Origin of the sequence: Citrobacter sp. Cpo109 (assembly GCF_030332565.1) — a bacterium.
In the GTDB taxonomy this organism is placed as follows: Bacteria; Pseudomonadota; Gammaproteobacteria; order Enterobacterales; family Enterobacteriaceae; genus Citrobacter; species Citrobacter portucalensis.
Window position 1 is genome coordinate 1 of sequence record NZ_JAOWHQ010000045.1, and the last position, 25,551, is coordinate 25,551.

Annotated in this window: 20 protein-coding genes; 12 read left to right on the forward strand and 8 right to left on the reverse strand. The window is 53.3% G+C overall.

Annotation, left to right across the window (positions count from 1 at the left end; translation table 11 throughout):
- The first annotated feature begins 51 nt into the window (after positions 1 to 51).
- Positions 52 to 1,409, forward strand: a protein-coding gene (locus OGY71_RS04460) for an IS3 family transposase (protein WP_286612912.1) whose coding sequence is annotated in 2 segments (ribosomal slippage) — positions 52 to 514 and positions 514 to 1,409 — 1,359 coding nt in all. Because the reading frame shifts where the segments join, the coding sequence is not laid out codon by codon here.
- A gap of 78 nt (positions 1,410 to 1,487) precedes the next feature.
- Here OGY71_RS04460 and degS read toward each other — a convergent pair.
- The 3 genes from degS to zapG form a co-directional block, all read right to left on the reverse strand.
- Entirely contained in the window at positions 1,488 to 2,555 is a 1,068-nt protein-coding gene (gene degS, locus OGY71_RS04465; protein WP_003025154.1) for an outer membrane-stress sensor serine endopeptidase DegS, read from the reverse strand.
- Between the two features lie 89 nt (positions 2,556 to 2,644).
- Positions 2,645 to 4,012, reverse strand: a complete 1,368-nt coding sequence (gene degQ, locus OGY71_RS04470; RefSeq protein ID WP_003828805.1) for a serine endoprotease DegQ — start codon at positions 4,010 to 4,012, stop codon at positions 2,645 to 2,647.
- Positions 4,013 to 4,180: 168 nt separating this feature from the next.
- Entirely contained in the window at positions 4,181 to 4,579 is a 399-nt protein-coding gene (zapG, locus tag OGY71_RS04475; RefSeq protein ID WP_003025147.1) for a Z-ring associated protein ZapG, read from the reverse strand.
- 192 nt (positions 4,580 to 4,771) lie between these two features.
- Here zapG and zapE point away from each other — a divergent pair, with 192 nt between their 5' ends.
- From zapE to sspB, 5 genes are all read left to right on the forward strand, one after another.
- Positions 4,772 to 5,899, forward strand: a complete 1,128-nt coding sequence (gene zapE, locus OGY71_RS04480; RefSeq protein WP_063941620.1) for a cell division protein ZapE — start codon at positions 4,772 to 4,774, stop codon at positions 5,897 to 5,899.
- A gap of 218 nt (positions 5,900 to 6,117) precedes the next feature.
- Positions 6,118 to 6,546 (forward strand): 50S ribosomal protein L13, encoded by a 429-nt coding sequence (gene rplM, locus OGY71_RS04485; RefSeq protein WP_003025141.1) that lies wholly within the window; start codon positions 6,118 to 6,120, stop codon positions 6,544 to 6,546.
- A 15-nt stretch (positions 6,547 to 6,561) separates the two neighbouring features.
- Positions 6,562 to 6,954 (forward strand): 30S ribosomal protein S9, encoded by a 393-nt coding sequence (rpsI, locus tag OGY71_RS04490; protein WP_003025138.1) that lies wholly within the window; start codon positions 6,562 to 6,564, stop codon positions 6,952 to 6,954.
- Between the two features lie 316 nt (positions 6,955 to 7,270).
- Entirely contained in the window at positions 7,271 to 7,909 is a 639-nt protein-coding gene (gene sspA, locus OGY71_RS04495; RefSeq protein WP_003025132.1) for a stringent starvation protein SspA, read from the forward strand.
- A gap of 5 nt (positions 7,910 to 7,914) precedes the next feature.
- Positions 7,915 to 8,418: a ClpXP protease specificity-enhancing factor gene (gene sspB, locus OGY71_RS04500; RefSeq protein WP_003025130.1), complete on the forward strand. Its 504-nt coding sequence runs from the start codon at positions 7,915 to 7,917 to the stop codon at positions 8,416 to 8,418.
- A 55-nt stretch (positions 8,419 to 8,473) separates the two neighbouring features.
- Here the strand turns inward: sspB and dcuC are convergent, their stop codons facing one another.
- Positions 8,474 to 9,841 carry an anaerobic C4-dicarboxylate transporter DcuC gene (dcuC, locus tag OGY71_RS04505; protein ID WP_003828798.1) on the reverse strand — a complete coding sequence of 456 codons (1,368 nt, stop codon included), beginning with the start codon at positions 9,839 to 9,841 and terminating at the stop codon, positions 8,474 to 8,476.
- Positions 9,842 to 10,200: 359 nt separating this feature from the next.
- Between dcuC and nanR the strand changes: the two genes are divergently transcribed.
- The 5 genes from nanR to nanQ all read left to right on the forward strand — a co-directional run bounded on the left by nanR (position 10,201) and on the right by nanQ (position 15,182).
- Positions 10,201 to 10,992, forward strand: a complete 792-nt coding sequence (gene nanR / locus OGY71_RS04510) for a transcriptional regulator NanR (protein WP_126317335.1) — start codon at positions 10,201 to 10,203, stop codon at positions 10,990 to 10,992.
- 259 nt (positions 10,993 to 11,251) lie between these two features.
- Complete coding sequence (nanA, locus tag OGY71_RS04515; protein WP_286612914.1) at positions 11,252 to 12,145, forward strand: N-acetylneuraminate lyase; 894 nt, start codon at positions 11,252 to 11,254, stop codon at positions 12,143 to 12,145.
- A 109-nt stretch (positions 12,146 to 12,254) separates the two neighbouring features.
- Positions 12,255 to 13,745, forward strand: coding sequence for a sialic acid transporter NanT (nanT, locus tag OGY71_RS04520; protein ID WP_003828791.1), 1,491 nt, complete (start codon positions 12,255 to 12,257; stop codon positions 13,743 to 13,745).
- A 97-nt stretch (positions 13,746 to 13,842) separates the two neighbouring features.
- Positions 13,843 to 14,712, forward strand: coding sequence for an N-acetylmannosamine kinase (gene nanK / locus OGY71_RS04525; RefSeq protein WP_164562451.1), 870 nt, complete (start codon positions 13,843 to 13,845; stop codon positions 14,710 to 14,712).
- Between the two features lie 2 nt (positions 14,713 to 14,714).
- Positions 14,715 to 15,182: an N-acetylneuraminate anomerase gene (gene nanQ, locus OGY71_RS04530; RefSeq protein WP_063941630.1), complete on the forward strand. Its 468-nt coding sequence runs from the start codon at positions 14,715 to 14,717 to the stop codon at positions 15,180 to 15,182.
- 58 nt (positions 15,183 to 15,240) lie between these two features.
- Here nanQ and OGY71_RS04535 read toward each other — a convergent pair whose 3' ends face one another.
- The 4 genes from OGY71_RS04535 to gltB form a co-directional block, all read right to left on the reverse strand.
- A complete protein-coding gene (locus tag OGY71_RS04535; RefSeq protein ID WP_063941618.1) occupies positions 15,241 to 16,521 on the reverse strand; it encodes a cytosine deaminase in 1,281 nt (426 codons plus the stop codon).
- Positions 16,511 to 17,761 carry a cytosine permease gene (gene codB / locus OGY71_RS04540; RefSeq protein ID WP_063941617.1) on the reverse strand — a complete coding sequence of 417 codons (1,251 nt, stop codon included), beginning with the start codon at positions 17,759 to 17,761 and terminating at the stop codon, positions 16,511 to 16,513. The genes OGY71_RS04535 and codB overlap by 11 nt, the downstream gene beginning before the upstream one ends.
- Positions 17,762 to 18,008: 247 nt before the next feature.
- Positions 18,009 to 19,427 (reverse strand): glutamate synthase small subunit, encoded by a 1,419-nt coding sequence (locus OGY71_RS04545; protein ID WP_286612917.1) that lies wholly within the window; start codon positions 19,425 to 19,427, stop codon positions 18,009 to 18,011.
- 12 nt (positions 19,428 to 19,439) lie between these two features.
- Positions 19,440 to 23,900, reverse strand: a complete 4,461-nt coding sequence (gltB, locus tag OGY71_RS04550; RefSeq protein ID WP_164562453.1) for a glutamate synthase large subunit — start codon at positions 23,898 to 23,900, stop codon at positions 19,440 to 19,442.
- 684 nt (positions 23,901 to 24,584) lie between these two features.
- Here gltB and mnmL point away from each other — a divergent pair.
- Positions 24,585 to 25,514, forward strand: a complete 930-nt coding sequence (gene mnmL / locus OGY71_RS04555) for a tRNA modification radical SAM protein MnmL/YtqA (RefSeq protein ID WP_008785937.1) — start codon at positions 24,585 to 24,587, stop codon at positions 25,512 to 25,514.
- The last annotated feature ends 37 nt before the right edge of the window (positions 25,515 to 25,551 follow it).

Genomic DNA, 25,551 nt, shown 5'->3' on the forward strand with positions numbered 1-25,551 from the left:
TGAACTGCACCCAAAAAGTTGGACACCCAACGAAGTAAGGTGCAGTTTTTTATGAGCAAGTATTCTCTCAGCTTCAAGCTTGAGGTTGTGCAGCACTATCTTTCCGGGCTGGAAGGACAGGAGGCGACTGCAAAACGTTTTGGTATCGATCACAGTGCCGTTCGTAAATGGTCTGCTACCTGGAAGCTCCATGGCGAAGCCGGGCTTACAACCCGGCATTTCACCTATTCTCCTGCTTTTAAAGAGTCCGTTATCCTGCATATGCGTGAACACCAGCTGTCTGTTCGCGAAGTCTGTGCAAAATTCACTATCCCTGCCTTTTCCACTGTTAGTCAGTGGGAACGACTGTATGATGAAGGGGGATTAGAAGCCCTTACAGACAGTCGACGCAGGAAAAAAACGATGCCAGAACGCCCTGAGAATCACCCCGTCCCTCCTTTGCAGACCCCTCTTGCTCCGGATGAACGTGAGGAACTTGAACAACTGCGTGCTGAAGTGGCATATCTAAAAAAGCTGCAGGCCTTACTCAGGGAAAGAAGCACGTCAGGACGCGGGATAAAGCGCAGGTCGTGAATGAGTTAAGGCTGAAGTTCCCTCTTGCACGCTTATTAAAAGCTGCAGGGCTGGCAAGAAGCACGTTCTACTGGCAACTGGCCAACGGTAAAAAACCAGACAAATATGCCGATGATAAGCAGCATATTTTAACGCTGTTCCATAAACATAAAGGACGGTATGGATACAGGCGAATCACGCTGGCTGGCCGCCGGGAAGGAAGCTTACTGAACCATAAAACGGTTCAGAGGTTAATGAAGGTGTTAGATTTAACCTGTTGTATCAGAAGGAAGAAATATAACTCTTACAAAGGCCGGCATGGGAAAGTTGCGGGTAATGTACTGAACCGGCAGTTCAGTGTGGATAAACCCAACCAGAAGTGGGTAACAGATGTCACGGAATTTAAAATAAGCGGAGAAAAGCTGTATCTGTCCCCGGTTCTGGATCTGTATAACGGAGAAATAGTAGCGTATCAGATGGAGTCCCGTCCTCTTCTGTCGATGGTGGATAACATGCTGTCGAAGGCTATATCTGTACTGGGCAAAAACGAATACCCGCTGCTCCACTCAGATCAGGGCTGGCAATATCAGATGGCGCATTATCAGAACCGGCTAAAGGAGGCGGGTCTAAAACAGAGCATGTCAAGAAAGGGAAACTGTCATGACAATGCAGTGATGGAGAGCTTCTTCGGCACACTGAAATCTGAGTGTTTTTACCTCACGGAACACAAGAATATCAGCGAGTTGCGCATGGCTATCGATGACTACATCCACTATTACAACCATGAAAGAATAAAACAGAAACTGAAAGGCCTGAGTCCGGTAGAGTACCGAACCCAGGCCCAGATAACCGCTTAAAATAAACTGTCCAACATTATGGGGTCAGTTCAAACATGCTCCGGTTTTTTTATGGTCAGTAGGCCGCCAGACGTGACGTTAATTGGTGGCTGGGTATTCCTGGATCGTTACCTGCAGCGTCAACTGTTTGTCATCACGCATCACGACAACGGAGATAACTGAACCTGGTCGAATCTCTGCCACCTGGTCCATCGTTTCCAGTGCAGACACTGCCGGTTTGTTATTGACCGAGATAATCAGATCGTTAACCTGAATGCCTGCCTGCGCAGCCGGACCGTCCGGGGCTACTTCGTTAACCACAATCCCCTGAATTTGATCCATCCCGCCGCCCTGAGCGTGCAGTGGTGCAATTTCGCGACCGCTGATGCCGATGTAGCCACGAATCACGCGCCCGTCACGAATCAGCTTATCCATGATTTTAGTCGCCAACTGAAACGGAATGGCAAAGCCGATCCCTTCCGGGGTTTCGCCATCGTTGCTCTTATCAAATGACAGCGTGTTAATCCCCATCAATTCACCCAGTGAGTTGACCAGCGCACCGCCGGAGTTTCCGTGGTTGATGGAAGCATCTGTTTGCAGGAAGTTTTGCCGTCCTGTTGGGTTCAGGCCAATTCGACCGGTGGCGCTGATGATCCCCTGAGTGATGGTTTGCCCAAGGTTGTACGGGTTACCGATGGCGAGTACCACGTCACCAATGTGCGGCACGCGTTTGTTATTAATTGGGATTGTTGGCAGCCCGCCAGTGGCGTTGATTTTCAGCACCGCAAGGTCGGTTAACGTATCAGACCCCACAAGCAGCGCTTCAAATACGCGACCGTCCTGCAATGCGACGATGATTTGGTCGGCATCGTTAATGACGTGCTTATTGGTAATGATATAGCCGCGCTGATCCATGATAACGCCTGAGCCGAGCGTGCGGATCTCAAGCTGGTTGTGCGCGGTACTGTTCATACTGCGGTTATAAACGTTCACGACGGCAGGCGCTGCGCGGCGAACCGCCGGGTTATAGCTAGCGGGCGTTTCATCTGCACTGTCGAACTGCGGTGCGGTAAGCGTATTAATTTTTCGCAGAGAGGGCATCGCGGCCAGCAGGATGGCGCCGACGATTAAACCAATCGCGACCGAACGTAAAAGCTTCACAAACATGATGGCGGCGTCATTAATAAAGGGAACGGCAGCAGCATATCACGAGTTTACCGGACATCACACGAGGGGCTGATGTCCGGTTGCATGCGTTAACGCAGGAGCAGGTAAATACTCTCGTTACCGCGCACCACCTGCAGAGCAATGATCGACGGTTTCGCTTCCAGCACTTTGCGCATTTCGGCGATTGAGTTTACGCGATCGCGGTTAACACCAATGATAACGTCATCTTTATGCAGACCGGCCTGTGCGGCAGGGCTGCTTTTTTCTACGTTATCAATTCTGATGCCTTTGGTGCCGTCTTTTAACTGACCGTCGCTGAGCGTGGCCCCTTGCAACGCAGGCGCAATCATCTCTGCGCTGGCGGACGAAGATGTGCTGGTATCGAGGGTGACTTCAACCTCCAGCGGTTTACCGTTACGCAGCAGGCCCAGTTTGACCTTGGTCCCAGGTTCGGTTGTCGCAATGCGTGAACGCAGTTCGGCGAAGCTGTTGAGAGGTTTACCGTTGAGGCTGGTAATGACGTCACCAGATTTCACTCCCGCTTTTGCGGAGCCGGAGTTAGGCAGAACCTCACTGACAAACGCGCCACGCTGTACGTCCAGTTTGAACGCTTTGGCGATATCCGAGGTCATTTCGGTGCCTTTGATACCCAACAGACCGCGTTTGATTTCACCAAACTGCATCAGCTGCTGTGCCAGCGTGCGCGCCATGTTGCTCGGGATTGCAAAACCAATCCCGATGCTGCCGCCGCCGGGGGCCAGAATCGCGGTGTTAATACCGATCAGCTCACCGTTCAGGTTGAGCAATGCGCCGCCTGAGTTACCGCGGTTGATAGAGGCGTCAGTCTGAATAAAGTTTTCCAGACCTTCCAGGTTCAACCCACTGCGACCTAAAGCCGATACAATGCCGGAGGTGGCCGTTTGACCCAAACCGAACGGGTTACCCACAGCCACCGCGAAATCACCTACGCGGAGTTTGTCTGAGTCGGCAATAGCAATTTGTGTCAGGTTGCTGGGGTGCTGAATTTGTAGCAGTGCGATATCGCTCTGATCGTCGCTGCCGATAAGCTTAGCGTCGAACTCACGGCCATCATTAAGCTGAACGCTGATTTTTTGCGCCTGGTTAATGACGTGGTTATTGGTCAGGACGTAGCCTTTGGCGGCATCAATAATGACCCCTGAACCCAGCCCTTCAAAAGGTTGTGAAGGTTGATCGGGAAGTTCATCACCAAAAAACTTTTTGAACTCTTCCGGGACTTTCTGCCCCTGAGTGGCGGTGCCTTCGACCCTTACGCTCACCACTGCTGGTAACACTTTCTCCAGCATCGGAGCGAGGCTGGGAAGCGCTGCCTGACCGGGAACCTGGCCGGGAATCGACGCAATGGCCGGGAATGGCGCCGAGAGAGTTAACCCGACACTTAACGCTAATGCACTCAACAGCTGGGTTTGTTTTTTCATGGATCCTGCTCTCGTACCTTGAGTAAACGGAAGATGATTCAAAACAGGTTGATGTTATTGAATTTTCGGTTAGGTCACAATGCGGCTAACGACTAAATAATAGCTGGGACAGGAAGAGAAGCGGAGGGCGCAATTGCTGCGCCCAATAAATTTCTTAACGATGTGCGGTTAGTCGCGCTTTGCGCCGCTACGCAGCAGGCCGGATGCCCCTTCAGAATAGTCACGTGGCATCTGAACCGGCGCCTGATCGTTGCCTGCTTCAGACTCTGCCAGACGGTTACGGAACGGGTTGTTTTCCGGCGACATACCCGGCAGCAGGTTGCTGGAGCTTTTCGCCATGTGTTGGTAAATCTGACGATAATCGTCCGCCATGTTATCCAGCAATTCAGCGCTGCGGGCAAAGTGGCTCACCAGCTCTTCGCGGTACTCTTCCAGCTCAGCTTTATTTTTTTCCAGTTCGTACTGCAATGCCTGCTGTTGGCGTAATTTACGATTACCAAAACGCATGGCTACAGCACCAATAATGATACCGACGACTAACCCAATTAGCGCATATTCCCAGGTCATGAACATCTCCCGTTGTCTTGTGTTTCCGTAGGGTGTTGGCTTTAGGCTCCATGCCTGCGCCTGATTATGCCACTATAACCGCTAATCCCGTAGAAGTGGAATCCCGTGTTTATATCACGTAATGTAGAACGGCCTTTTTTTCGTCAACCGTGAGCGACGGCACATCGATTCTCAAGGAATAACAATAACATCATGCAAAGCCTTTCCCCGATATCGCGTTACCAGCAAGCCCTCAGCGACGGCAGTCATCAGCCCGACAACGTACAACTCGAAGCTGTGAATCGACTGGAAACAATTTTCCAGGCGCTTACGACACCAGCACGTCCTGCACCGCAGGAGAGCGGACTGATGGCGCGTTTTGGTAAATTGCTGGGCAAGCGTGAGTCGCCGATCAACGCATCGGTGCGTGGCTTGTATATGTGGGGCGGAGTTGGGCGTGGAAAAACCTGGCTGATGGATCTGTTTTACCATAGCCTGCCGGGCGAACGTAAACAGCGTTTGCACTTTCACCGTTTTATGCTGCGCGTGCATGAAGAGCTTACTGCCTTACAAGGGCAGAGCGATCCGCTGGAAATCATCGCCGACCGCTTTAAGGCCGAAACGGACGTGCTGTGCTTCGACGAATTTTTTGTTTCTGATATCACCGACGCCATGCTGCTTGGCGGCCTGATGAAGGCGCTGTTTGCCCGTGGCATTACGCTGGTGGCGACCTCCAATATTCCGCCAGATGAGCTATATCGCAACGGTTTGCAACGCACGCGTTTTCTTCCTGCCATTGATGCCATCAAACAGCATTGTGACATCATGAATGTCGATGCCGGCGTCGATTATCGTCTGCGTACCTTAACGCAGGCGCATTTGTGGTTGTCGCCATTGAATGAGGAAACCCGCCAGCAGATGGATAAGCTCTGGCTGGCATTAGCGGGAACCAAAGGTGAACATGCGCCAACGCTGGAGATTAACCATCGTCCTATGCAAACCCTGGCTGTAGAAAATCAGACGCTGGCGGTGTCGTTTACCACGCTCTGTGTCGATGCCCGGAGTCAGCATGACTACATTGCGTTGTCGCGTCTGTTTCACACGGTGCTGTTGTCTGATGTGCCGGTCATGACCCCGCTGATGGAGAGTGAAGCGCGACGCTTTATCGCATTGGTGGATGAGTTCTATGAACGCCACGTCAAGCTGGTGGTCAGTGCGGCATCACCCCTCTATGAAATTTATCAGGGCGAGCGTCTGAAGTTTGAATTTCAGCGTTGTTTGTCGCGTTTGCAGGAGATGCAAAGCGAAGAGTATCTGAAGCGGGAACATTTAGCCGGTTAAACCTGCCGCAAATCACATAAAGGGGTCGATCTTTGACCCTGACTTCTCTATAATCTTGCGACCCCACGTTACGAGAGAGTTTTTTTCCCAAAACTTTCTATGCGCCGGCATAGGCTATTCGAAGGGGTAGGTTTGCTGGACAATGTCGTGTGAACCTCAACTGACAAAACGTTTGGGTGTTCACCAACGTGTAACTTATTTATTTGGGTAAGCTTTTAATGAAAACTTTTACAGCTAAACCAGAAACCGTAAAACGCGACTGGTATGTTGTTGACGCGACCGGTAAAACTCTGGGCCGTCTGGCTTCCGAACTGGCTCTGCGCCTGCGCGGTAAGCACAAAGCGGAATATACTCCGCACGTAGATACCGGTGATTACATCATCGTTCTGAACGCTGACAAAGTTGCTGTAACCGGCAACAAGCGTACTGACAAAGTGTACTATCACCACACCGGCCACATCGGTGGTATCAAACAAGCGACCTTTGAAGAGATGATTGCTCGCCGTCCTGAGCGTGTGCTTGAAATCGCGGTTAAAGGCATGCTGCCAAAAGGCCCGCTGGGTCGTGCTATGTTCCGTAAACTGAAAGTTTACGCTGGCAACGAGCACAACCACGCGGCACAGCAACCGCAAGTTCTTGACATCTAATCGGGATTATAGGCAATGGCTGAAAATCAATACTACGGCACTGGTCGCCGCAAAAGTTCCGCAGCTCGCGTTTTCATCAAACCGGGCAGTGGTAAAATCGTAATCAACCAACGTTCTCTGGAACAGTACTTCGGTCGTGAAACTGCCCGCATGGTAGTTCGTCAGCCGCTGGAACTGGTCGACATGGTTGAGAAACTGGATCTGTACATCACTGTTAAAGGTGGTGGTATCTCTGGTCAGGCTGGTGCGATCCGTCACGGTATCACCCGCGCTCTGATGGAGTACGACGAATCCTTGCGTGGCGAACTGCGTAAAGCTGGCTTCGTTACTCGTGATGCTCGTCAGGTTGAACGTAAGAAAGTCGGTCTGCGTAAAGCACGTCGTCGTCCTCAGTTCTCCAAACGTTAATTGTACTCTGCTTCGGCAGACGACAATTTGCGAAAAAACCCGCTTCGGCGGGTTTTTTTATCGTTATTTCTCGCCTCAGATCCACGCTAATCCGCTGATTGCCACCTCTTTTTCCCCATTTCAAGAATCGACTCACCACAAAGGTCACAAAATCTGGTAAACTATCATCCAATTTTCTGCCCAAATGTCCGGTATCGTTCATTTTTTGTTTGTATTTTGAACAGCAATGACTTTCCCGAGCCTGGGTGACATCACTTCTGGCTGGCCACTGAGTGGCTGGTAGCAGTAAAAATTCTGAATATACCTGGAGGTTTTCATGGCTGTCGCTGCCAACAAACGTTCGGTAATGACGCTGTTTTCTGGTCCTACTGACATCTATAGCCATCAGGTCCGCATTGTGCTGGCTGAGAAAGGTGTTAGTTTCGAGATTGAGCATGTGGAGAAGGACAATCCACCTCAGGATCTGATCGACCTCAACCCGAATCAGAGCGTACCGACACTGGTGGATCGTGAGCTGACCCTGTGGGAATCTCGCATCATTATGGAATACCTGGATGAGCGCTTCCCGCATCCGCCGCTGATGCCGGTTTACCCGGTTGCGCGTGGTGAAAGCCGCCTGTACATGCAGCGTATTGAAAAAGACTGGTACACGCTGATGAATGTCATCGTGAACGGTTCTGCATCTGAAGCCGAAGTCGCGCGTAAGCGTCTGCGCGAAGAACTGCTGGCAATCGCGCCAGTATTTGGCCAGAAACCTTACTTCCTGAGCGATGAGTTCAGCCTGGTAGACTGCTACCTGGCGCCGCTGCTGTGGCGTTTACCGCAGCTGGGTATTGAATTCAACGGTGCAGGTTCGAAAGAACTGAAAGGGTACATGACTCGCGTCTTCGAACGTGACTCTTTCCTGGCTTCTCTGACTGAGCCTGAACGTGAAATGCGTCTGGGCCGGGGTTAATCTGTATGGATTTGCCACAGCTAACACCACGCCGTCCGTATCTGCTGCGCGCGTTCTATGAGTGGTTGCTGGACAACCAGCTCACGCCGCATCTGGTGGTGGATGTGACGCTCCAGGACGTGCAGGTTCCAATGGAATATGCGCGTGACGGGCAAATTGTTCTGAATATTGCACCGCGTGCGGTGGGCAACCTGGAACTGGCTAACGATGAAGTGCGCTTTAACGCGCGCTTCGGTGGTGTGCCGCGTCAGGTGTCTGTGCCGTTGGCTGCCGTTCTGGCAATTTATGCACGTGAAAATGGCGCCGGTACGATGTTCGAACCGGAAGCCGCCTACGACGAAGATGTTGCCAGCTTAAATGATGACGACAACGACGCGTCTGGTTTTGAGAGTGAAACGGTCATGTCGGTCATTGATGGCGATAAGCCTGATAATGGCGACGACAACGATCCGGATGATACTCCGCCACCGCCTCGCGGTGGGCGTCCAGCGCTGCGCGTAGTGAAATAAATAGTGAAATAAAAAACAGGCCCTTTGGGGCCTGTTCTGTTTTCTGGCTTTGGCATCAATAAAACAGCGCGATGGTGGCTACCATATTCACCACAAATCCTACTGCCATCGGGATTGCTGTTCGTTTTACCACTTCAAAGGGCGATACGCCGGCAATACCCGATGTCACGACAATGACCGCGGTAATGGGTGACACCGCCCGGGCCAGCGTAGTGGCAAAATGCATCGGCATAATCATTACTACGGCAGGAATATGCAGCCCGGCGGCAATATCCGGAATGAGGCTGGCAAAAGACATAAACGGCGCGTTGCCTGACCCCATGACGATCGCACAGGCGGCAATGACTACAGCCATGATGATCATCACGCCGATGCCGCCAAGACCGGAATGCTCTGCGCCTTTTATGACGGCGTCGACAGTCCCGATAGTCGTCAACCCTTTCGCAAAGATTTCACCGGCGACCACCAGCGTGACAACGTTGGCAAACTGCGTCCCCATGCCGTCAAAAAAAGCCTGCACATCATCCATCGTTTCGCGCAGATTATGTTTATGCAGGAATTCAACAAACATAGTCAGCGTCATGCTCATCAACATCACCACCACCAGATTCAACTCTGCTTTCATTAGTCCCATTTGTGCAAGGGCAAGCGAGCCCAGCATCAGGATCAGCGGCATGACAGGTAGAATGGCGTAATAGAGCGGAGGTACGTTTTCCAGCGTCTTTTGTTCCGCAAATCCGTTACTTTCCGGTGCGGCTTTTTTATCAAATTGACGCTGAACGAAAAAATGCGCAATGGCGACGGCGACAATGACACACGACGCGACGGGCAACTGGTATTGAAAAAAATAGGTGGCGATTTTCATGCCCGCGACCTGCGCGGCAAAAATAGAGTTGGTTTCCAGAATGCCCCATTCAATCGACATCGAAGTGGCAATGACCGCAACAGCGGATAAACGGCTCACGCCAAGACTAACCAGTGTTGGGAACAGCGTCACCATCAGCAACATACCTAACCCGGATGCGCTGGTAATGAACTGCGCCATGATCTGACCAATCACATAGGTGGCGGCAAGAACTACATAGGGGGAACGGATTAGCTTGAGCGGGCGACTTAACAGGCTAACCATCGCTCTGCTGGCCCCCATTCTGTCCATATAACGGGCATAACCGCCCACCGCCATGATTGATAACCCCAGTCCGGCCGCACGGTTGGAGAGCATACGCAAAATTTCGTTGTAAATATCGACCAGTAGATAGCCACTGCTTTTGTCGTCAGCGACCAACGCGCCGTAGCCCAGCCAGACGCCGCAGATCATCAGAAAGATCCCGGCGGCGGCCAGCACGACCTGCGGTTTGTAGTTTTTGAGGATCAGGTAACCCATCGTTAATAAAACGATGACAGAGATAATGATGCCGAACATTGTTTCACTCCATGCCAGAGAAGAAGATAAATCCGGTAATAACGCTGTTGTCAAAACGGATGTTATATTTTTCTGGGCATTTTTTATGGAGTGAATATCTTATTTTTAATTCAATGATGTAATTATTTATCGTTATAAAATAGAATGTTATGATAAATTATCACGTTCATGTTCATAATTTTCATGAAGCTATTTAACTCCATTCAATTAAAATGAGGCAGAAGATACTCGCTTAAAATAATATTGCTGTTACGTATATTATCAATAAGCCAGCCGGATCAGATCGTCCATCATTTCACCCTGCTTTCGATCCTGTGTTAGGATAAACCCGCTGTTGTTTGTCACCACGACTTAGCTGAATGGACCCTATGAACGCATTTGATTCGCAAGCTGAAGACTCTCCATCCACCATTGGCCGTAGCTTACGCAATCGCCCGTTGGCGCGTAAAAAACTGTCTGAAATGGTTGAAGAAGAACTGGAGCAGATGATTCGTCGTCGGGAATTTGGCGAGGGCGAACAGTTGCCGTCTGAGCGGGAGCTGATGGCCTTCTTTAACGTGGGCCGTCCTTCTGTACGAGAAGCGCTGGCCGCGTTAAAACGCAAAGGTCTGGTACAAATCAACAACGGCGAGCGCGCCCGCGTTTCGCGTCCTTCAGCTGATACCATCATTAGCGAGCTATCTGGTATGGCGAAAGATTTCCTCGCACATCCCGGCGGCATTGCCCACTTCGAGCAGTTGCGACTGTTCTTTGAATCCAGCCTGGTACGATACGCCGCCGAACATGCGACAGATGAGCAAATCGACAGACTGGCTAAAGCACTGGAGATCAACAGCCAGTCGCTCGATGACAATACGTTGTTCATCCGCTCGGACGTTGATTTTCACCGTGTACTGGCTGAGATCCCGGGTAATCCTATCTTTATGGCTATCCATGTTGCGCTGTTAGACTGGCTGATTGCCGCCCGTCCGACCGTTGCCGATCAAGAGTTGTATGAGCACAACAACGTGAGTTATCAGCAGCATATCGCGATTGTAGAAGCTATTCGTCAGCGCGATCCTGAGGAAGCTGACCGCGCACTGCAAGAACACCTCAACAGCGTTTCCGCGACCTGGCACGCCTTCAGCAAAAGTAAAAAATTGCGTAAGTGATCGCGATCCTGACGATCGTTTAAACACAAAATCATTCAAGTTGCATCAAGGCGGCAGGAGAGCGAGTTCCCTGGAGCATAGATAACTATGTGACAGGGGTGAGCGAACGCAGCTAACGCAGAGGCGGCTCGAAGGATGACGTGTTTAGTGAAGTAGATCGCACTATAAGCGTTCTCTATTGTATTGCTGCTTATTTGATCTGGTATAACAGGTATAAAGGTATGCAGTCAGATAACACTAATCATCGTCAGAGGTCGTTATGGCAAGAGATTTAAAAGGCGTAATGCCAGCGTTGTTAACCCCATTCGATAACCAACAGAGACTGGACATCGAGAGTTTGCGCCGCCTGGTGCGTTTCAACATTGGTCAGGGTGTAGACGGGCTCTATGTCGGTGGCTCAACGGGTGAGGCCTTTGTCCAAAACCGCGTTGAAAGAGAGCAGGTACTGGAAATTGTTGCCGAAGAGGCGAAAGGTAAGGTGACGCTGATCGCCCACGTTGGCACGGTGAGTACTGAAGAGAGCCAACAGCTGGCGAGCGCGGCACATCGTTACGGCTTTGATGCCGTTTCGGCCGTTACACCGTTTTACTATCCGTTCAGCTTTGAAGAACATTGCGATCACTACCACGCAATTATTGATTCCGCTGATGGTTTACCGATGGTGGTCTATAACATTCCGGCGCTGAGCGGCGTAAAACTGACGCTGGATCAGATCAACACGCTGGTGACGCTGCCGGGCGTTGGTGCTCTGAAGCAAACTTCAGGCGATCTCTATCAGATGGAACAGATCCGCCGCGCTCATCCCGATCTGGTGCTTTATAACGGCTATGACGAAATCTTCGCTTCCGGACTGCTCGCGGGCGCAGATGGCGGTATCGGTAGCACTTACAACATCATGGGGTGGCGCTATCAGGGAATTGTGAAAGCGCTCAAAGAAGGTGACATTCGCACGGCGCAAAAGCTGCAAACCGAGTGCAATAAGGTTATCGATCTGCTTATTAAGGTTGGCGTGTTCCGCGGCCTGAAAACAGTACTGCACTATATGGATGTGGTTTCTGTCCCACTGTGCCGTAAACCCTTTGCCCCGGTAGATGAACACTATCTGCCGGAACTGAAAGCGCTGGCAAACCAACTGCTGGCGGAAAAGGCGTAATCGCGGGTCGCCGGGGGCGCTTCGCTTGCCCGGCCTGGATTTTCGACCGTAGGCCGGGTAAGGCAAAGTCACCACCCGGCACAACAACAAAAATCGTCGGGAGAGTAAAATGAGTACTTCTACCCAGAACATCCCGTGGTATCGCCATCTCAATCGGGCTCAATGGCGGGCATTTTCCGCCGCCTGGCTGGGATATTTGCTTGATGGTTTCGATTTTGTGTTAATCGCCCTGGTGCTGACAGAAGTGCAGGGCGAATTCGGACTGACGACGGTGCAGGCCGCCAGCCTGATCTCGGCCGCCTTTATCTCCCGTTGGTTTGGCGGGTTAATGCTGGGGGCAATGGGCGACCGCTACGGACGCCGTCTGGCAATGGTCACCAGCATCATTCTGTTCTCTGTGGGAACGCTGGCCTGCGGTTTCGCGCCGGGCTACACCACCATGTTTATCGCCCGCCTGGTTATCGGTATGGGAATGGCCGGTGAGTATGGCTCCAGCGCAACCTATGTTATTGAAAGTTGGCCTAAACACCTGCGAAACAAAGCCAGTGGTTTCCTGATTTCCGGCTTTTCCGTTGGTGCCGTGATCGCCGCCCAGGTTTACAGCCTGGTGGTCCCGGTCTGGGGATGGCGTGCGCTGTTTTTCATCGGCATCCTGCCAATTATCTTCGCCCTCTGGCTGCGTAAAAATATTCCGGAAGCGGAAGACTGGAAAGAGAAACACGAAGGCAAAGCGCCGGTACGCACGATGGTGGACATTCTCTACCGGGGCGAGCATCGGGTAATTAATATTCTGATGACGCTCGCCGCTGCAACCGCGCTGTGGTTCTGCTTTGCTGGCAACCTGCAAAATGCGGCTATCGTGGCGGTCCTGGGACTGATATGCGCCTTTATCTTCATTAGCTTTATGGTGCAAAGCAGCGGGAAACGCTGGCCGACGGGCGTGATGCTGATGGTGGTCGTGCTATTTGCCTTCCTGTACTCGTGGCCGATTCAGGCGCTGTTGCCAACCTATCTGAAAACGGAACTGCTGTACGATCCTTCCACGGTGGCCAGAGTGCTCTTCTTTAGCGGCTTTGGTGCGGCGGTTGGTTGTTGCGTCGGCGGTTTTCTTGGTGACTGGCTGGGCACGCGTAAAGCCTATGTCTGCAGTCTGCTGGCCTCGCAGTTGCTGATTATTCCGGTATTTGCGATAGGCGGTTCAAACGTTTGGGTACTGGGTTTGCTGCTGTTTTTCCAACAAATGCTCGGCCAGGGGATCTCCGGGATCTTACCAAAACTGATTGGCGGCTATTTCGATACCGATCAGCGTGCGGCGGGATTGGGCTTCACCTATAACGTGGGCGCACTGGGCGGGGCTTTGGCACCGATCATCGGCGCGCTGATTGCCCAACGTCTTGATCTGGGTACCGCGCTGGGATCGCTCTCTTTCGGCCTGACATTTGTAGTGATCCTGCTGATTGGTCTTGATATGCCGTCCCGTGTACAGCGCTGGCTGCGTCCTGAAGCGTTGCGTACGCATGATGCCATTGATGGTCGACCGTTTAGCGGTGCCGTGCCGTTCGGCGGTGACAAAAGCACCATGGTGAAATCCAAAAGTTAATCCAATTGCCCGGTGCTGAACCGGGCAATAGCCGTAAGGGAAGAAATATGTCGTTCTTCGAGCTACAGAGCGCCACCACGATGCATGAGGCTGCGCCATGACCACACTGGCGATTGATATTGGCGGCACCAAATTGGCTGCCGCGCTGATAGACAACAATCTGCAAGTCCGCGAGCGGCGTGAACTGCCGACGCCTGTCAGTAAAACGCCGCAAGCGCTGCGCACTGCGTTACAAACACTGGTTGCCCCGCTACAGGGGCGTGCTAATCGGGTGGCGATCGCCTCGACGGGGATTATCCGTGAGGGGGCTTTACTGGCGCTGAATCCGCATAACCTCGGCGGATTGATGCATTTTCCGCTGACACAAGCGCTAGAACAAATCACCGACCTGCCGACCCTGGCCGTCAATGACGCACAGGCAGCGGCGTGGGCTGAGTACCATGCGCTTGGTGGTGAGTACCGCGATCTGGTGTTTATTACCGTCTCCACAGGCGTTGGCGGGGGAGTCGTCAGCGGTGGGAAACTGCTGACTGGAGTCGGCGGTTTGGCTGGGCATCTGGGACATACGCTGGCTGACCCGCATGGGCCCATGTGCGGCTGCGGGCGTGTGGGCTGCGTTGAGGCGATCGCATCCGGTCGTGGAATAGCGGCGGCAGCCGAAGGCGCGCTTGCCGGATGCGACGCCAAAACTATTTTTAGCTGTGCCGGGCAGGGGGATGAGCAGGCAAGTCGGTTGATCCATCGCTCAGCGCGAACATTGGCAAGGCTTGTTGCCGATGTGAAGGCCACGACCGATTGCCAGATTGTGGTGATTGGCGGCAGCGTTGGGCTGGCTGAAGGGTATCTGGCGCTGGTGGAACATTATCTGGCACAAGAGCCTTTGGCCTATCACGTGGAATTGCTGGCGGCGCATTACCGTCATGACGCTGGATTACTGGGGGCCGCGCTGTTGGCCCAGGGAGAATGATGATGATATCAGATGCGTTGAATTCACTGCCTTCTGCCGGATTACATCCGGTCTTGCAGCAGGCGTTAACGCTTGCCATTGCGGCGAATCCGCAGGAGAAGATGCCTGGGCGCTACACGTTGCAGGGCGAGAATATTTTTATGAATGTCATGCAATTTACAACGCAGAGCCCAGAGCAAAAGAAAGCGGAGCTGCATCAGCAGTACATTGATATTCAGATGCTGTTGTCCGGCGAAGAACGTATTCTGTTTGGGATGACCGATTCTGCTCGTCACTGCGAAGAGATGCACGTTGAGGATGATTATCAGCTGTGCAGTCAGATTGCCGATGAGCAGGCTATGGTACTGAAGCCGGGAAAATTTGTGATTTTTATGCCGGGCGAGCCGCATAAACCGGGTTGTGTGGTGCAGGCCCCGATGGACATCAAAAAGGTGGTGATCAAAGTCCGCGCCAGTTTATTACAAGCTTGAGAATGAGAGACTGTGTCGGATGGCAAGGCTTACGCCATCCGACATGGGATGTAACGACCTAGCGCTTAAACGTCACCGTTTCTGGCTGCGTCAGATGCAGTGTGGTTTGGCTTGGGACCGTCTCGGCAATGACTCGACCATGACGAATGGAATAACGGGCAGGCGTCTGGCGACGAACCGCGTCAAACCCATTTTCTGCAGGCAAAATCACCAGATTCGCAGAATTCCCCACGTTCAGACCGTAGTCCTGCAGGTGCAGGGTTTTCGCGCTGTGGGTGGTGACCAGGTTCAACCCATCGTTAATTTGTCCGTATCCCATCAACTGGCACACGTGTAATCCCATATGCAGCACCTGCAGCATATTCGCAGTGCCCAGCGGGTACCACGGATCGAAGACGTCATCATGACCGAAGCAGACGTTGATCTCCGCCTCCAGCATCTCTTTGACGCGCGTAACACCACGACGCTTAGGGTACGTGTCGAAGCGCCCTTGCAGGTGAATATTCACCAGTGGATTTGCGACAAAGTTAATACCGGACATTTTCAACAGACGGAAAAGACGGGAAGCATACGCGCCGTTATAGGAATGCATTGCCGTGGTATGGCTGGCGGTCACGCGTTCGCCCATATTGTAGCGATGCGCCAGGGCCGCAACGGTTTCAACAAAGCGGGATTGCTCATCATCGATTTCGTCACAGTGCACGTCGATAAGTCTGTCGTATTTTTGCGCCAGAGCGAAAATCTTATGCAGCGACTCTACGCCATATTCACGCGTGAATTCAAAGTGCGGGATCGCGCCAATGACGTCGGCGCCCAGACGCACGGCTTCCTCCAGGAGCGCTTCACCGTTGGGATAAGAAAGAATGCCTTCTTGCGGGAACGCGACAATCTGTAGCTCTACCCATGGAGCGACTTCTTGCTTCACCTCCAGCATGGCTTTTAGCGCCGTCAACGTAGGGTCGGAAACGTCAACGTGAGTACGGACATACTGGATGCCGTTGGCCATCTGCCACTTCAGGGTCTGCATGGCGCGCGCTTTGACGTCTTCGTGAGTGAGCATTGCCTTACGTTCAGCCCAGCGCTCAATGCCCTCAAACAGCGTACCAGACTGATTCCAGCTCGGCTCGCCCGCGGTTTGCGTAGTGTCCAGATGGATATGTGGCTCAACGAACGGTGGGATTGCCAGACCGCCTTCAGCATCAAGCACTTCACCCTGTGGTATCGTCGCTGCGTCTTGAGGCTCAATACGGCTAAAGCGCCCGTTTTCAATCGTGATTTGCCATAACCCTTCACGTCCCTGTAAACGCGCCTGATGAATGGTGATGTTATTATTCTGCATGGCTGACCTCCGGGGATTTAGCAAGGCTGCGATTGAAAAGTGGATTCAGCAGGATATAGCTGAATACGCCGCCGAGTACGGCATTGACGGGCACGATGCCTGGAATATAGTGACCTGCGGCAATGCCCAGTGCAACGGACAGGAGCGCTATCCAGTTTACGGAAATAAATTGCGCTTTGCTGAAGTCGGCATAGCGGCGATGGTTCAGCAGATAGTCGGCGATGATCACCCCGCCAATCGGGGGAATCGCTGCCGACAGAAATGTCAGCCAGCCGACAAAGTTATTGTAAAGCCATAGCGCGCACAGTGTGCCGATAATACCGTTAGCCACTGACAGCGTACGGCTGGAAAGGCCGGTAATATTGGCAAATCCCAGGCCCGATGCATACAACGCATTATCGTTGGTGGTCCAGATATTCAGGCCGAGAACGATGATTGCGGGCAGCAGCAGTCCCTGGGCAATCATCACGTCAGAGATATCCGCCTGCCCAACCGCAGCCGCGCCCGCAGCGCCGAAGATGAACATCAAGGAGTTGCCAAGGAAAAACGCCACCATGGCGATCAGCACCGCGCCTTTGGCGTTGCGGCCAAAACGGACGAAGTCAGCGGTTAACGTTCCTGCGCTGACAAACGAACCGACCACCAGCGCCAGTGCGGTGGAGAAATCCAGCGGCGTTTGCGGCACTATCGCTTTTAAATGCTCCAAACCGCCGACATCGCTCACTGCCAGCCAGACGGAGTAGCTGCCAAGAATGACGATGGCAGGTACGGCGATGATAGATAAAATGGTCAGCGCTGAGATGCCAAAAAAGATGGTCAGGGTCATCAGCAGACCGGAAACCGCAATCAGGATATTGACGTCAATTCCCGTCGCTTTGCCAACCGGGATAGCAAACATGGCCACACCAACGCCAAACCAGCCTACCTGTGTGCCGCCTAACAGCAGAGAGGGAAGCCATGAACCTTTCACACCAAATGAGTAACGCGCCAGAAGGTGGGTTGAGAGCCCTGTTTTTGCGCCGATAAAACCGAGAAATGCAGTGTAAATACCGAGGAGAAGATTACCGAAGAGAACTGCCAGGAAGAAATCATTATAAGAAAGACCGGTACCGAGTGTGCCACCGGTCCACATACTGGCGGAAAAAAATGTGAGCCCCAACATCACAAATGTTAGTGGAACTACGCCTTTTCGCGCCGCCAGAGGGACGGGGCCCTGGCTATAATTGTTGTCTTGCGACACAACGCCTCCATGAATTTTGCCCAAAAAATCCGCCGCATAATATACAGTTCTCAACGTAAAGCAAACGTTTTCGTCTGATTTTTACATGGTTATTATTCATGATGTTGATGTGTTTGGGGTGTTAAGGTTATTTGCCCTGTTTACTAAAGGTGTTGTCAGACTGGCTTAATCGGCAGGTTTGGCGGTATTGCGGCAGGAATTTGGCATCTCACCCACTAGGGCAGATGAGATGCCTTAAGAGGCTGTATTACACTTCCATGTAGTTCAGGATGCCGTCCGCCGCTTTACGACCTTCGGCAATCGCGGTGACAACCAGATCCGAACCGCGCACGATGTCACCACCGGCGAAGATTTTCGGGTTGCTAGTCTGGAAGGCGTTGTCGCTGCGCTCTGGAGCAATAATTCGGCCCTGAGAATCCAGTTCGACGCTGTGTTTTGCCAGCCACTCCATACTGTGCGGACGGAAGCCAAACGCCAGTACCACCGCATCTGCCGGAACAACGTGTTCGGAACCGGCGACGATCTCCGCACGGCGACGGCCCTTCGCATCCGGTTCTCCCATTTCGGTACGCGCCATTTTCACACCGCATACCTTACCGTTGGCGTTCACTTCCACGCCTAAAGGCTGGACGTTGAACTGGAATTCGACGCCTTCTTCACGCGCATTTTTCACTTCGCGTTTGGAACCCGGCATGTTCTCTTCGTCACGACGATAAGCACAGATAACGTGTGCTGCGTTCTGGCGAACCGAGGTCCGCACGCAGTCCATCGCGGTATCGCCGCCGCCGAGAACGACGACGCGTTTGCCTTCCATGCTGATGTACGGCTCGTCGCTGTTTTCGCCAAAGCCCATCAACTGTTTGGTATTGGCGATCAGGAACGGCAGGGCATCAAATACGCCGGAAGCGTCTTCGTTTTCCAGCCCACCGCGCATAGACTGATAGGTACCTACGCCAAGGAACACGGCGTCATAATCTTTCAGCAGATCGTCAAGCTGTACATCGCGGCCCACTTCCACGTTCAATTTGAACTCAATGCCCATACCGGTGAAGATTTCACGACGGCGGGTCATCACCTCTTTTTCCAGTTTGAAGGCTGGAATACCGAAGGTCAGCAGACCGCCGATTTCTGGGTGGCGGTCAAATACCACCGCCTTCACGCCGTTGCGGGTCAGCACATCAGCACAGGCCAGGCCTGCCGGACCGGCACCGATGATCGCCACGCGCTTGTCGGTTTGGCGCACGCCGGTCATATCCGGGCGCCAGCCCATTTCGAATGCTTTATCGTTGATATAGCGCTCGATGTTGCCGATAGTCACCGCGCCGAACTCATCGTTCAGCGTACAGGATCCTTCACACAGACGATCCTGCGGGCACACGCGGCCACAGACTTCCGGCAGAGTGTTGGTCTGGTGTGACAGTTCTGCTGCTTCAAAAATACGCCCCTCGTTCGCCAGTTTCAGCCAGTTCGGGATGTAGTTATGCACCGGGCACTTCCACTCGCAGTACGGGTTACCGCAGGACAGGCAACGGTCTGCCTGTGCTTTGGCCTGGCCTTCGGAAAACGGCTCGTAGATCTCGATAAACTCGATCTTACGGATCTTCAGCGGCTTCTTAGGCGGATCAACGCGCTGCAGGTCGATAAATTGGTATACGTTCTGACTCATTGCTGCTACCCCTTACTGCGCCTGCACACGCAGCTCTGCTGCGCTACGACTACGGTGACCCAACAGTGCTTTCACATCACTGGATTTTGGTTTTACCAGCGCGAATTTCGCCGAGAATGCTGGCCAGTTAGCCAGGATCTCTTCGCCGTGTGAAGAGCCGGTATGCTGTACGTGCTCGGTAATCAAACCGCGCAGGTGTTCCTCGTGGATAGCCAGCGAGTCCACGCTCAGCACTTCTACCAGTTCCGGGTTCACGCGTTTGCGGAACTCACCGTCTTCGTCGAGCACGTAGGCAAATCCGCCCGTCATACCCGCTCCGAAGTTGACGCCCGTTTTTCCGAGAATACAGACGATGCCGCCGGTCATATATTCGCAGCCGTTGTCGCCAATACCTTCAACCACGGTGATTGCGCCGGAGTTACGTACTGCAAAGCGCTCACCCGCACGACCCGCGGCAAACAGGCGGCCACCGGTGGCGCCATACAGACAGGTGTTACCAATGATGCTCGCCTCATGGCTACGGAAAGCAGAGCCAACCGGAGGACGCACTGCCAGCAGACCGCCCGCCATGCCTTTACCGACATAGTCGTTGGCATCACCGGTCAGATACAACTCCACGCCGCCCGCGTTCCACACGCCGAAGCTCTGGCCTGCGGTACCGCTGAAGTGCGCTTTGATTGGGTCAGACGCCAGCCCCTGATCGCCATGTGTTTGCGCGATATAGCCCGACAGCGACGCGCCAACAGAACGGTCGGTGTTGCGGATATCGAACCAGAAGGTTTTGCTCTGGCGCTCGTCGACAAACGGTTTCGCTTGCTGTAACAACTGAGCGTTCAGCACGCCGTTATCAAACGGCGGGTTGTTCTCGGTGCAATGCAGCGCTTTACCCGGATGCGGTTCGGCGGTTTCCAGCAGACGAGACAGTTCCAGTTTCTGTTGCTTAGCGGTAAACCCTTCCAGCTCTTTGAGCAGGTCGGTACGACCAATCAGATCCACCAGACGCTTCACACCCAGTTGCGCCATCAGCTCACGGACTTCGCGGGCGATAAATTCAAAGTAGTTAGTCACTTTGAACGGCAGGCCGTGATAGTGGTTCTTACGCAGTTTGTCATCCTGAGTCGCCACGCCGGTTGCGCAGTTGTTCAGGTGGCAAATACGCAGGTATTTACAGCCGAGCGCAACCATTGGGCCGGTACCAAAGCCGAAGCTTTCCGCTCCCAGAATCGCCGCTTTGATGATGTCGAGGCCGGTTTTCAGTCCGCCGTCCACCTGCAAACGGATCTTGTGACGCAGGCCGTTAGCGACCAGCGCCTGCTGGGTTTCCACCAGACCGAGTTCCCACGGGCAGCCCGCATATTTCACCGAGGAGAGCGGGCTTGCGCCGGTACCGCCATCGTAGCCAGCAATGGTGATCAGATCCGCATAGGCTTTTGCCACGCCTGTGGCGATAGTGCCGACACCCGGTTCGGAAACCAGCTTCACGGAGATCATCGCTTTCGGGTTGACCTGTTTGAGGTCGAAAATCAGCTGTGCTAAGTCTTCGATAGAGTAAATATCGTGGTGCGGCGGCGGGGAGATCAACGTCACGCCCGGTACCGAATAGCGCAGTTTAGCGATGTACGGGGTGACTTTATCACCCGGCAACTGACCGCCTTCGCCAGGCTTCGCGCCCTGAGCGACTTTAATCTGAATGACATCGGCATTGACCAGATACGCCGGGGTTACGCCAAAGCGACCGGAGGCAACCTGCTTAATGCGCGACACCTTGTTAGTGCCGTAGCGCGTCGGGTCTTCGCCGCCTTCACCGGAGTTCGAGTTGCCACCGATGCTGTTCATGGCTTCGGCCAGCGCTTCGTGTGCTTCGGGGCTTAATGCACCGATGGACATCGCCGCGGTATCAAAGCGTTTAAACAGTTCGGTTGCGGGTTCTACTTCGCTAATGCTTACGGCTTCGTCGCCAGGCGTGATCGCCAGCAGATCGCGCAGCGTGGCCGCCGGACGCTCATTGACCAGCTTGGCATATTCCTGATAGTCGCTGTACTCACCGCTTTGTACCGCCTGTTGCAGCGTGCGCACCACGTCCGGGTTGTAGGCGTGGTATTCGCCGCCGTGGACGTATTTGAGCAAACCGCCCTGACTGATAGGCTTACGTGCCAGCCATGCATGTTTGGAGAGGTTCAGCAGATCCTGCTGGAAGTCGGTAAACCCTGCGCCACTGATGCGGCTGACTACGCCCTGGAAGCACAGCGCCACGACATCATCATGCAGACCAACCGCTTCAAACAGCTTCGAGCAGCGGTAAGAGGCGATGGTCGAGATGCCCATTTTGGACATGATTTTGTACAGACCTTTGTTGATGCCGTTACGGTAGTTCAGCATCACGGTCCGGTAATCTTTGGCAATCGCCTGAGTGTCGATCAATCGTCCCAGCGTTTCATACGCAAGATACGGATAAATGGCCGTCGCGCCAAAGCCGAGCAGGACAGCAAAATGGTGCGGGTCACGGGCGCTGGCGGTTTCAACGATGATGTTGGCGTCGCAACGCAGACTTTGTTCTACCAGACGCGTTTGCACTGCGCCCACGGCCATCGGTGCCGGAACCGGCAAACGGTTTTTCGCGATGTTACGGTCAGAGAGCACCAGCAGCACCGTACCGTTACGCACCATCTGTTCGGCTTTATCGCACAATGCTTTGACGGTCTCTTCGAGCGTGGTTTCGGTCACGTCGAAGGTGATATCCAGGCGATCGGCGCGGTAATGTTCCTCTTTCATGGTGGTGAGCTGGGTGAAATCGGAGTACAGCAGGATCGGCGATTTAAAGCTCAGGCGGTGTGCCTGACCTTCGGCTTCGCAGAAGACGTTCATCTCACGACCGATGCTGGTGGCCAGCGACATAACGTGCGCTTCACGCAGCGGGTCGATCGGTGGGTTAGTCACCTGCGCGAACTGCTGGCGGAAGTAGTCATAAATGATGCGTGGCTGGCTTGAGAGCACCGCAAACGGGGTATCATCACCCATTGAGCCGACCGCTTCCTGACCGTTTTCACCGAGCACGCGGATCACGGAATCCAGCTCTTCGGCGCTGTAGTTAAACTGTTTCTGATAGCTGGCGAGCGTGTCATCGTCCAGTTCGCGGCTGCCGACCTGATCGTCTGCGAGGTCTTCGAACGGCACCAGACGGCGGACGTTCTTCTCCATCCACTCTTTGTACGGATGGCGGCTTTTCAGATCGTCATCGGTTTCGGCGGAGTGCAGAATGCGCCCGCTGCGGGTATCGATAACCATCAGCTCGCCTGGGCCGACGCGACCTTTCTCGACGACTTCATCCGGCTGATAATCCCAGATCCCGACTTCAGAGGCGCAGGTAATCAGCTTGTCTTTGGTGATGACGTAGCGCGCCGGACGCAGGCCGTTACGGTCAAGGTTACAGGCGGCAAAGCGGCCGTCGGACATAACAATGCCCGCCGGGCCATCCCACGGCTCCATGTGCATGGAGTTAAAGTCAAAGAACGCGCGCAGCTCCGGGTCCATATCCGGGTTGTTCTGCCAGGCCGGCGGCACCAGTAAACGCATGGCGCGGATAATGTCCATCCCGCCAGCCAGCAGCAGTTCCAGCATGTTATCCATTGAGCTGGAGTCGGAGCCGGTTTCGTTAACGAACGGTGCGGCGTCGTGCAGGTCAGGGATCAGCGGTGTCTGGAATTTATAGGTACGTGCGCGTGCCCACTGGCGGTTGCCGGTGATGGTGTTAATTTCACCGTTATGCGCCAGGTAGCGGAACGGTTGCGCCAGCGGCCAGCGCGGTACGGTATTAGTGGAGAAGCGCTGGTGGAACAGGCAGATGGCCGATTCCAGACGCAGATCCGCCAGGTCCAGGTAAAAGCGCGGCAGATCCGCCGGCATACACAGACCTTTATAGATATTGACCAGGTTCGACAAGCTACAGACGTAGAAGTCTTTATCGTCCTGGAGGCGTTTTTCGATACGACGGCGCGCGATGAACAGGCGACGCTCCATATCACGCGGACGCCAGCCCGCAGGGGCGTTGACAAAAATTTGCTCGATACGAGGCAGGGAGGATAGGGCGATTTCACCGAGAACACCTTCGTTGGTCGGCACGTCGCGCCAGCCGACAATCGACAGGGTCTCCTGCTGTAATTCTTCTTCGACAATGCGACGAGAAGCCGCAGCCAGTTCAGCGTCTTTATTTAAAAAGATCATGCCGACGGCGTAGTTTTTAGCTAAACGCCAGCCGCGCTCTTGCGCCACGATGCGGAAAAAGCGGTCAGGTTTTTGTAACAGCAAACCGCAACCATCGCCGGTTTTACCATCGGCAAGAATTGCGCCACGGTGCTGCATGCGGGCCAGTGCGTGTATGGCGGTACGCACTACCTTGTGGCTAGGTTCGCCTTCTATGTGGGCGATCAGGCCGAAACCACAGTTATCCCTCTCAAGGGATTTATCGTACAACATATCAGTGAACCTCCCCAGGCTCTGCGGGATTCCCATCTGGACCGTTGCGCACGGGCACACCAAGAGCATGGCGACGGGGTTTGCGTGTCATACGCTTACCTCGCATTCGCCCTCTTTATCCTTTTCGCATAGGTCAAACAAGTTTGAGGACTTGCTTCAGAGGGAATCTCAATTACTGCATAAATATGATGAGCAGACTGCTCATCCAGAAAGCTTCCAGCGGATTTCCACGTTATCGGGAATCCACACACAGGTCAAATGGCAATCTTATTTATGCAAAAATGTGCTATAGGGCGATTAACTTTATGAATATGTTGAAATTTAAGGCTTTTTTACATTGATTTAACGCAAGGGGAATGGAGTGCGAAGTGTGATCTGTCTCACTGTCAGAAAGGCTGTATATCCCCCGTCCTCCCTTTGTTTATCGCTATGCTTGGCATTTTATGCTGGTTTTTAGAGTTTTGGCGTCTTAAAGATACTGTTTTTATGCTGAGAGTATAAGAAGATAAAAAAAACAGTCGGATATAAGGAAAAGTAATTTCATTTTGAATGAATGAAATTTCGATTATTTTGATTTGTTATGCAATAAATAAAGGCACGCCAGGGCGATTGATCCAGGTCATCGCCGACTGGGGCAAAAAATGGCAGGCTTTGGCCTCTTTTCAAGGCGCGGTCTACCAGATTATGCAGTTACAGAAATTAGTCAATATGTTTGGTGGGGATCTTTCTCGCCGTTACGGGCAAAAGGTTCATAAACTCACGCTTCACGGCGGCTTTAGCTGTCCAAATCGTGATGGCACCATCGGACGTGGTGGATGTACTTTCTGCAATGTCGCCTCGTTTGCCGATGAAGCACAGCAGCACCATTCTATTGCCGAGCAGCTTGAGCATCAGGCGCATCTGGTCAATCGCGCGAAACGCTATCTGGCCTATTTCCAGGCCTATACCAGCACCTTTGCTGAAGTGCAGGTGCTGCGTTCGATGTATCAGCAGGCGGTCAGCCAGGCCAGTATCGTCGGGTTATGCGTTGGGACGCGCCCCGACTGCGTGCCGGATGCGGTACTTGATCTGCTTTGCGAGTATAAAGACCTCGGCTATGAGGTATGGCTGGAACTCGGTTTGCAAACTGCGCATGACAAAACCTTGCACCGTATTAACCGCGGCCATGATTTTGCCTGTTACCAACGCACTACGCGACTGGCACGCGAGCGCGGGCTGAAAGTGTGCTCACACCTGATTGTCGGTCTGCCGGGAGAAGGGCAGGCAGAATGCCTGCAAACCATGGAACGTGTGGTGGAGACGGGTGTTGACGGTATTAAGCTGCACCCGCTGCATATTGTGAAAGGCAGTACGATGGCGAAAGCCTGGGAAGCCGGGCGGCTGAACGGAATTGAACTGGACGACTATACGGTTACCGCCGGGGAGATGATCCGTCATACGCCGCCAGAGGTGATTTATCATCGAATTTCCGCCAGCGCGCGCCGCCCAACGCTGTTGGCACCTCTATGGTGTGAAAACCGCTGGACCGGCATGGTCGAACTGGATAAGTACCTTAACAAGTACGGTGTGCAAGGCTCGGCGCTCGGTACGCCATGGGTGCTGCCTGAGAACTAACTCTCCGTAGGCCGGATAAGGTAAAGCCGACATCCGG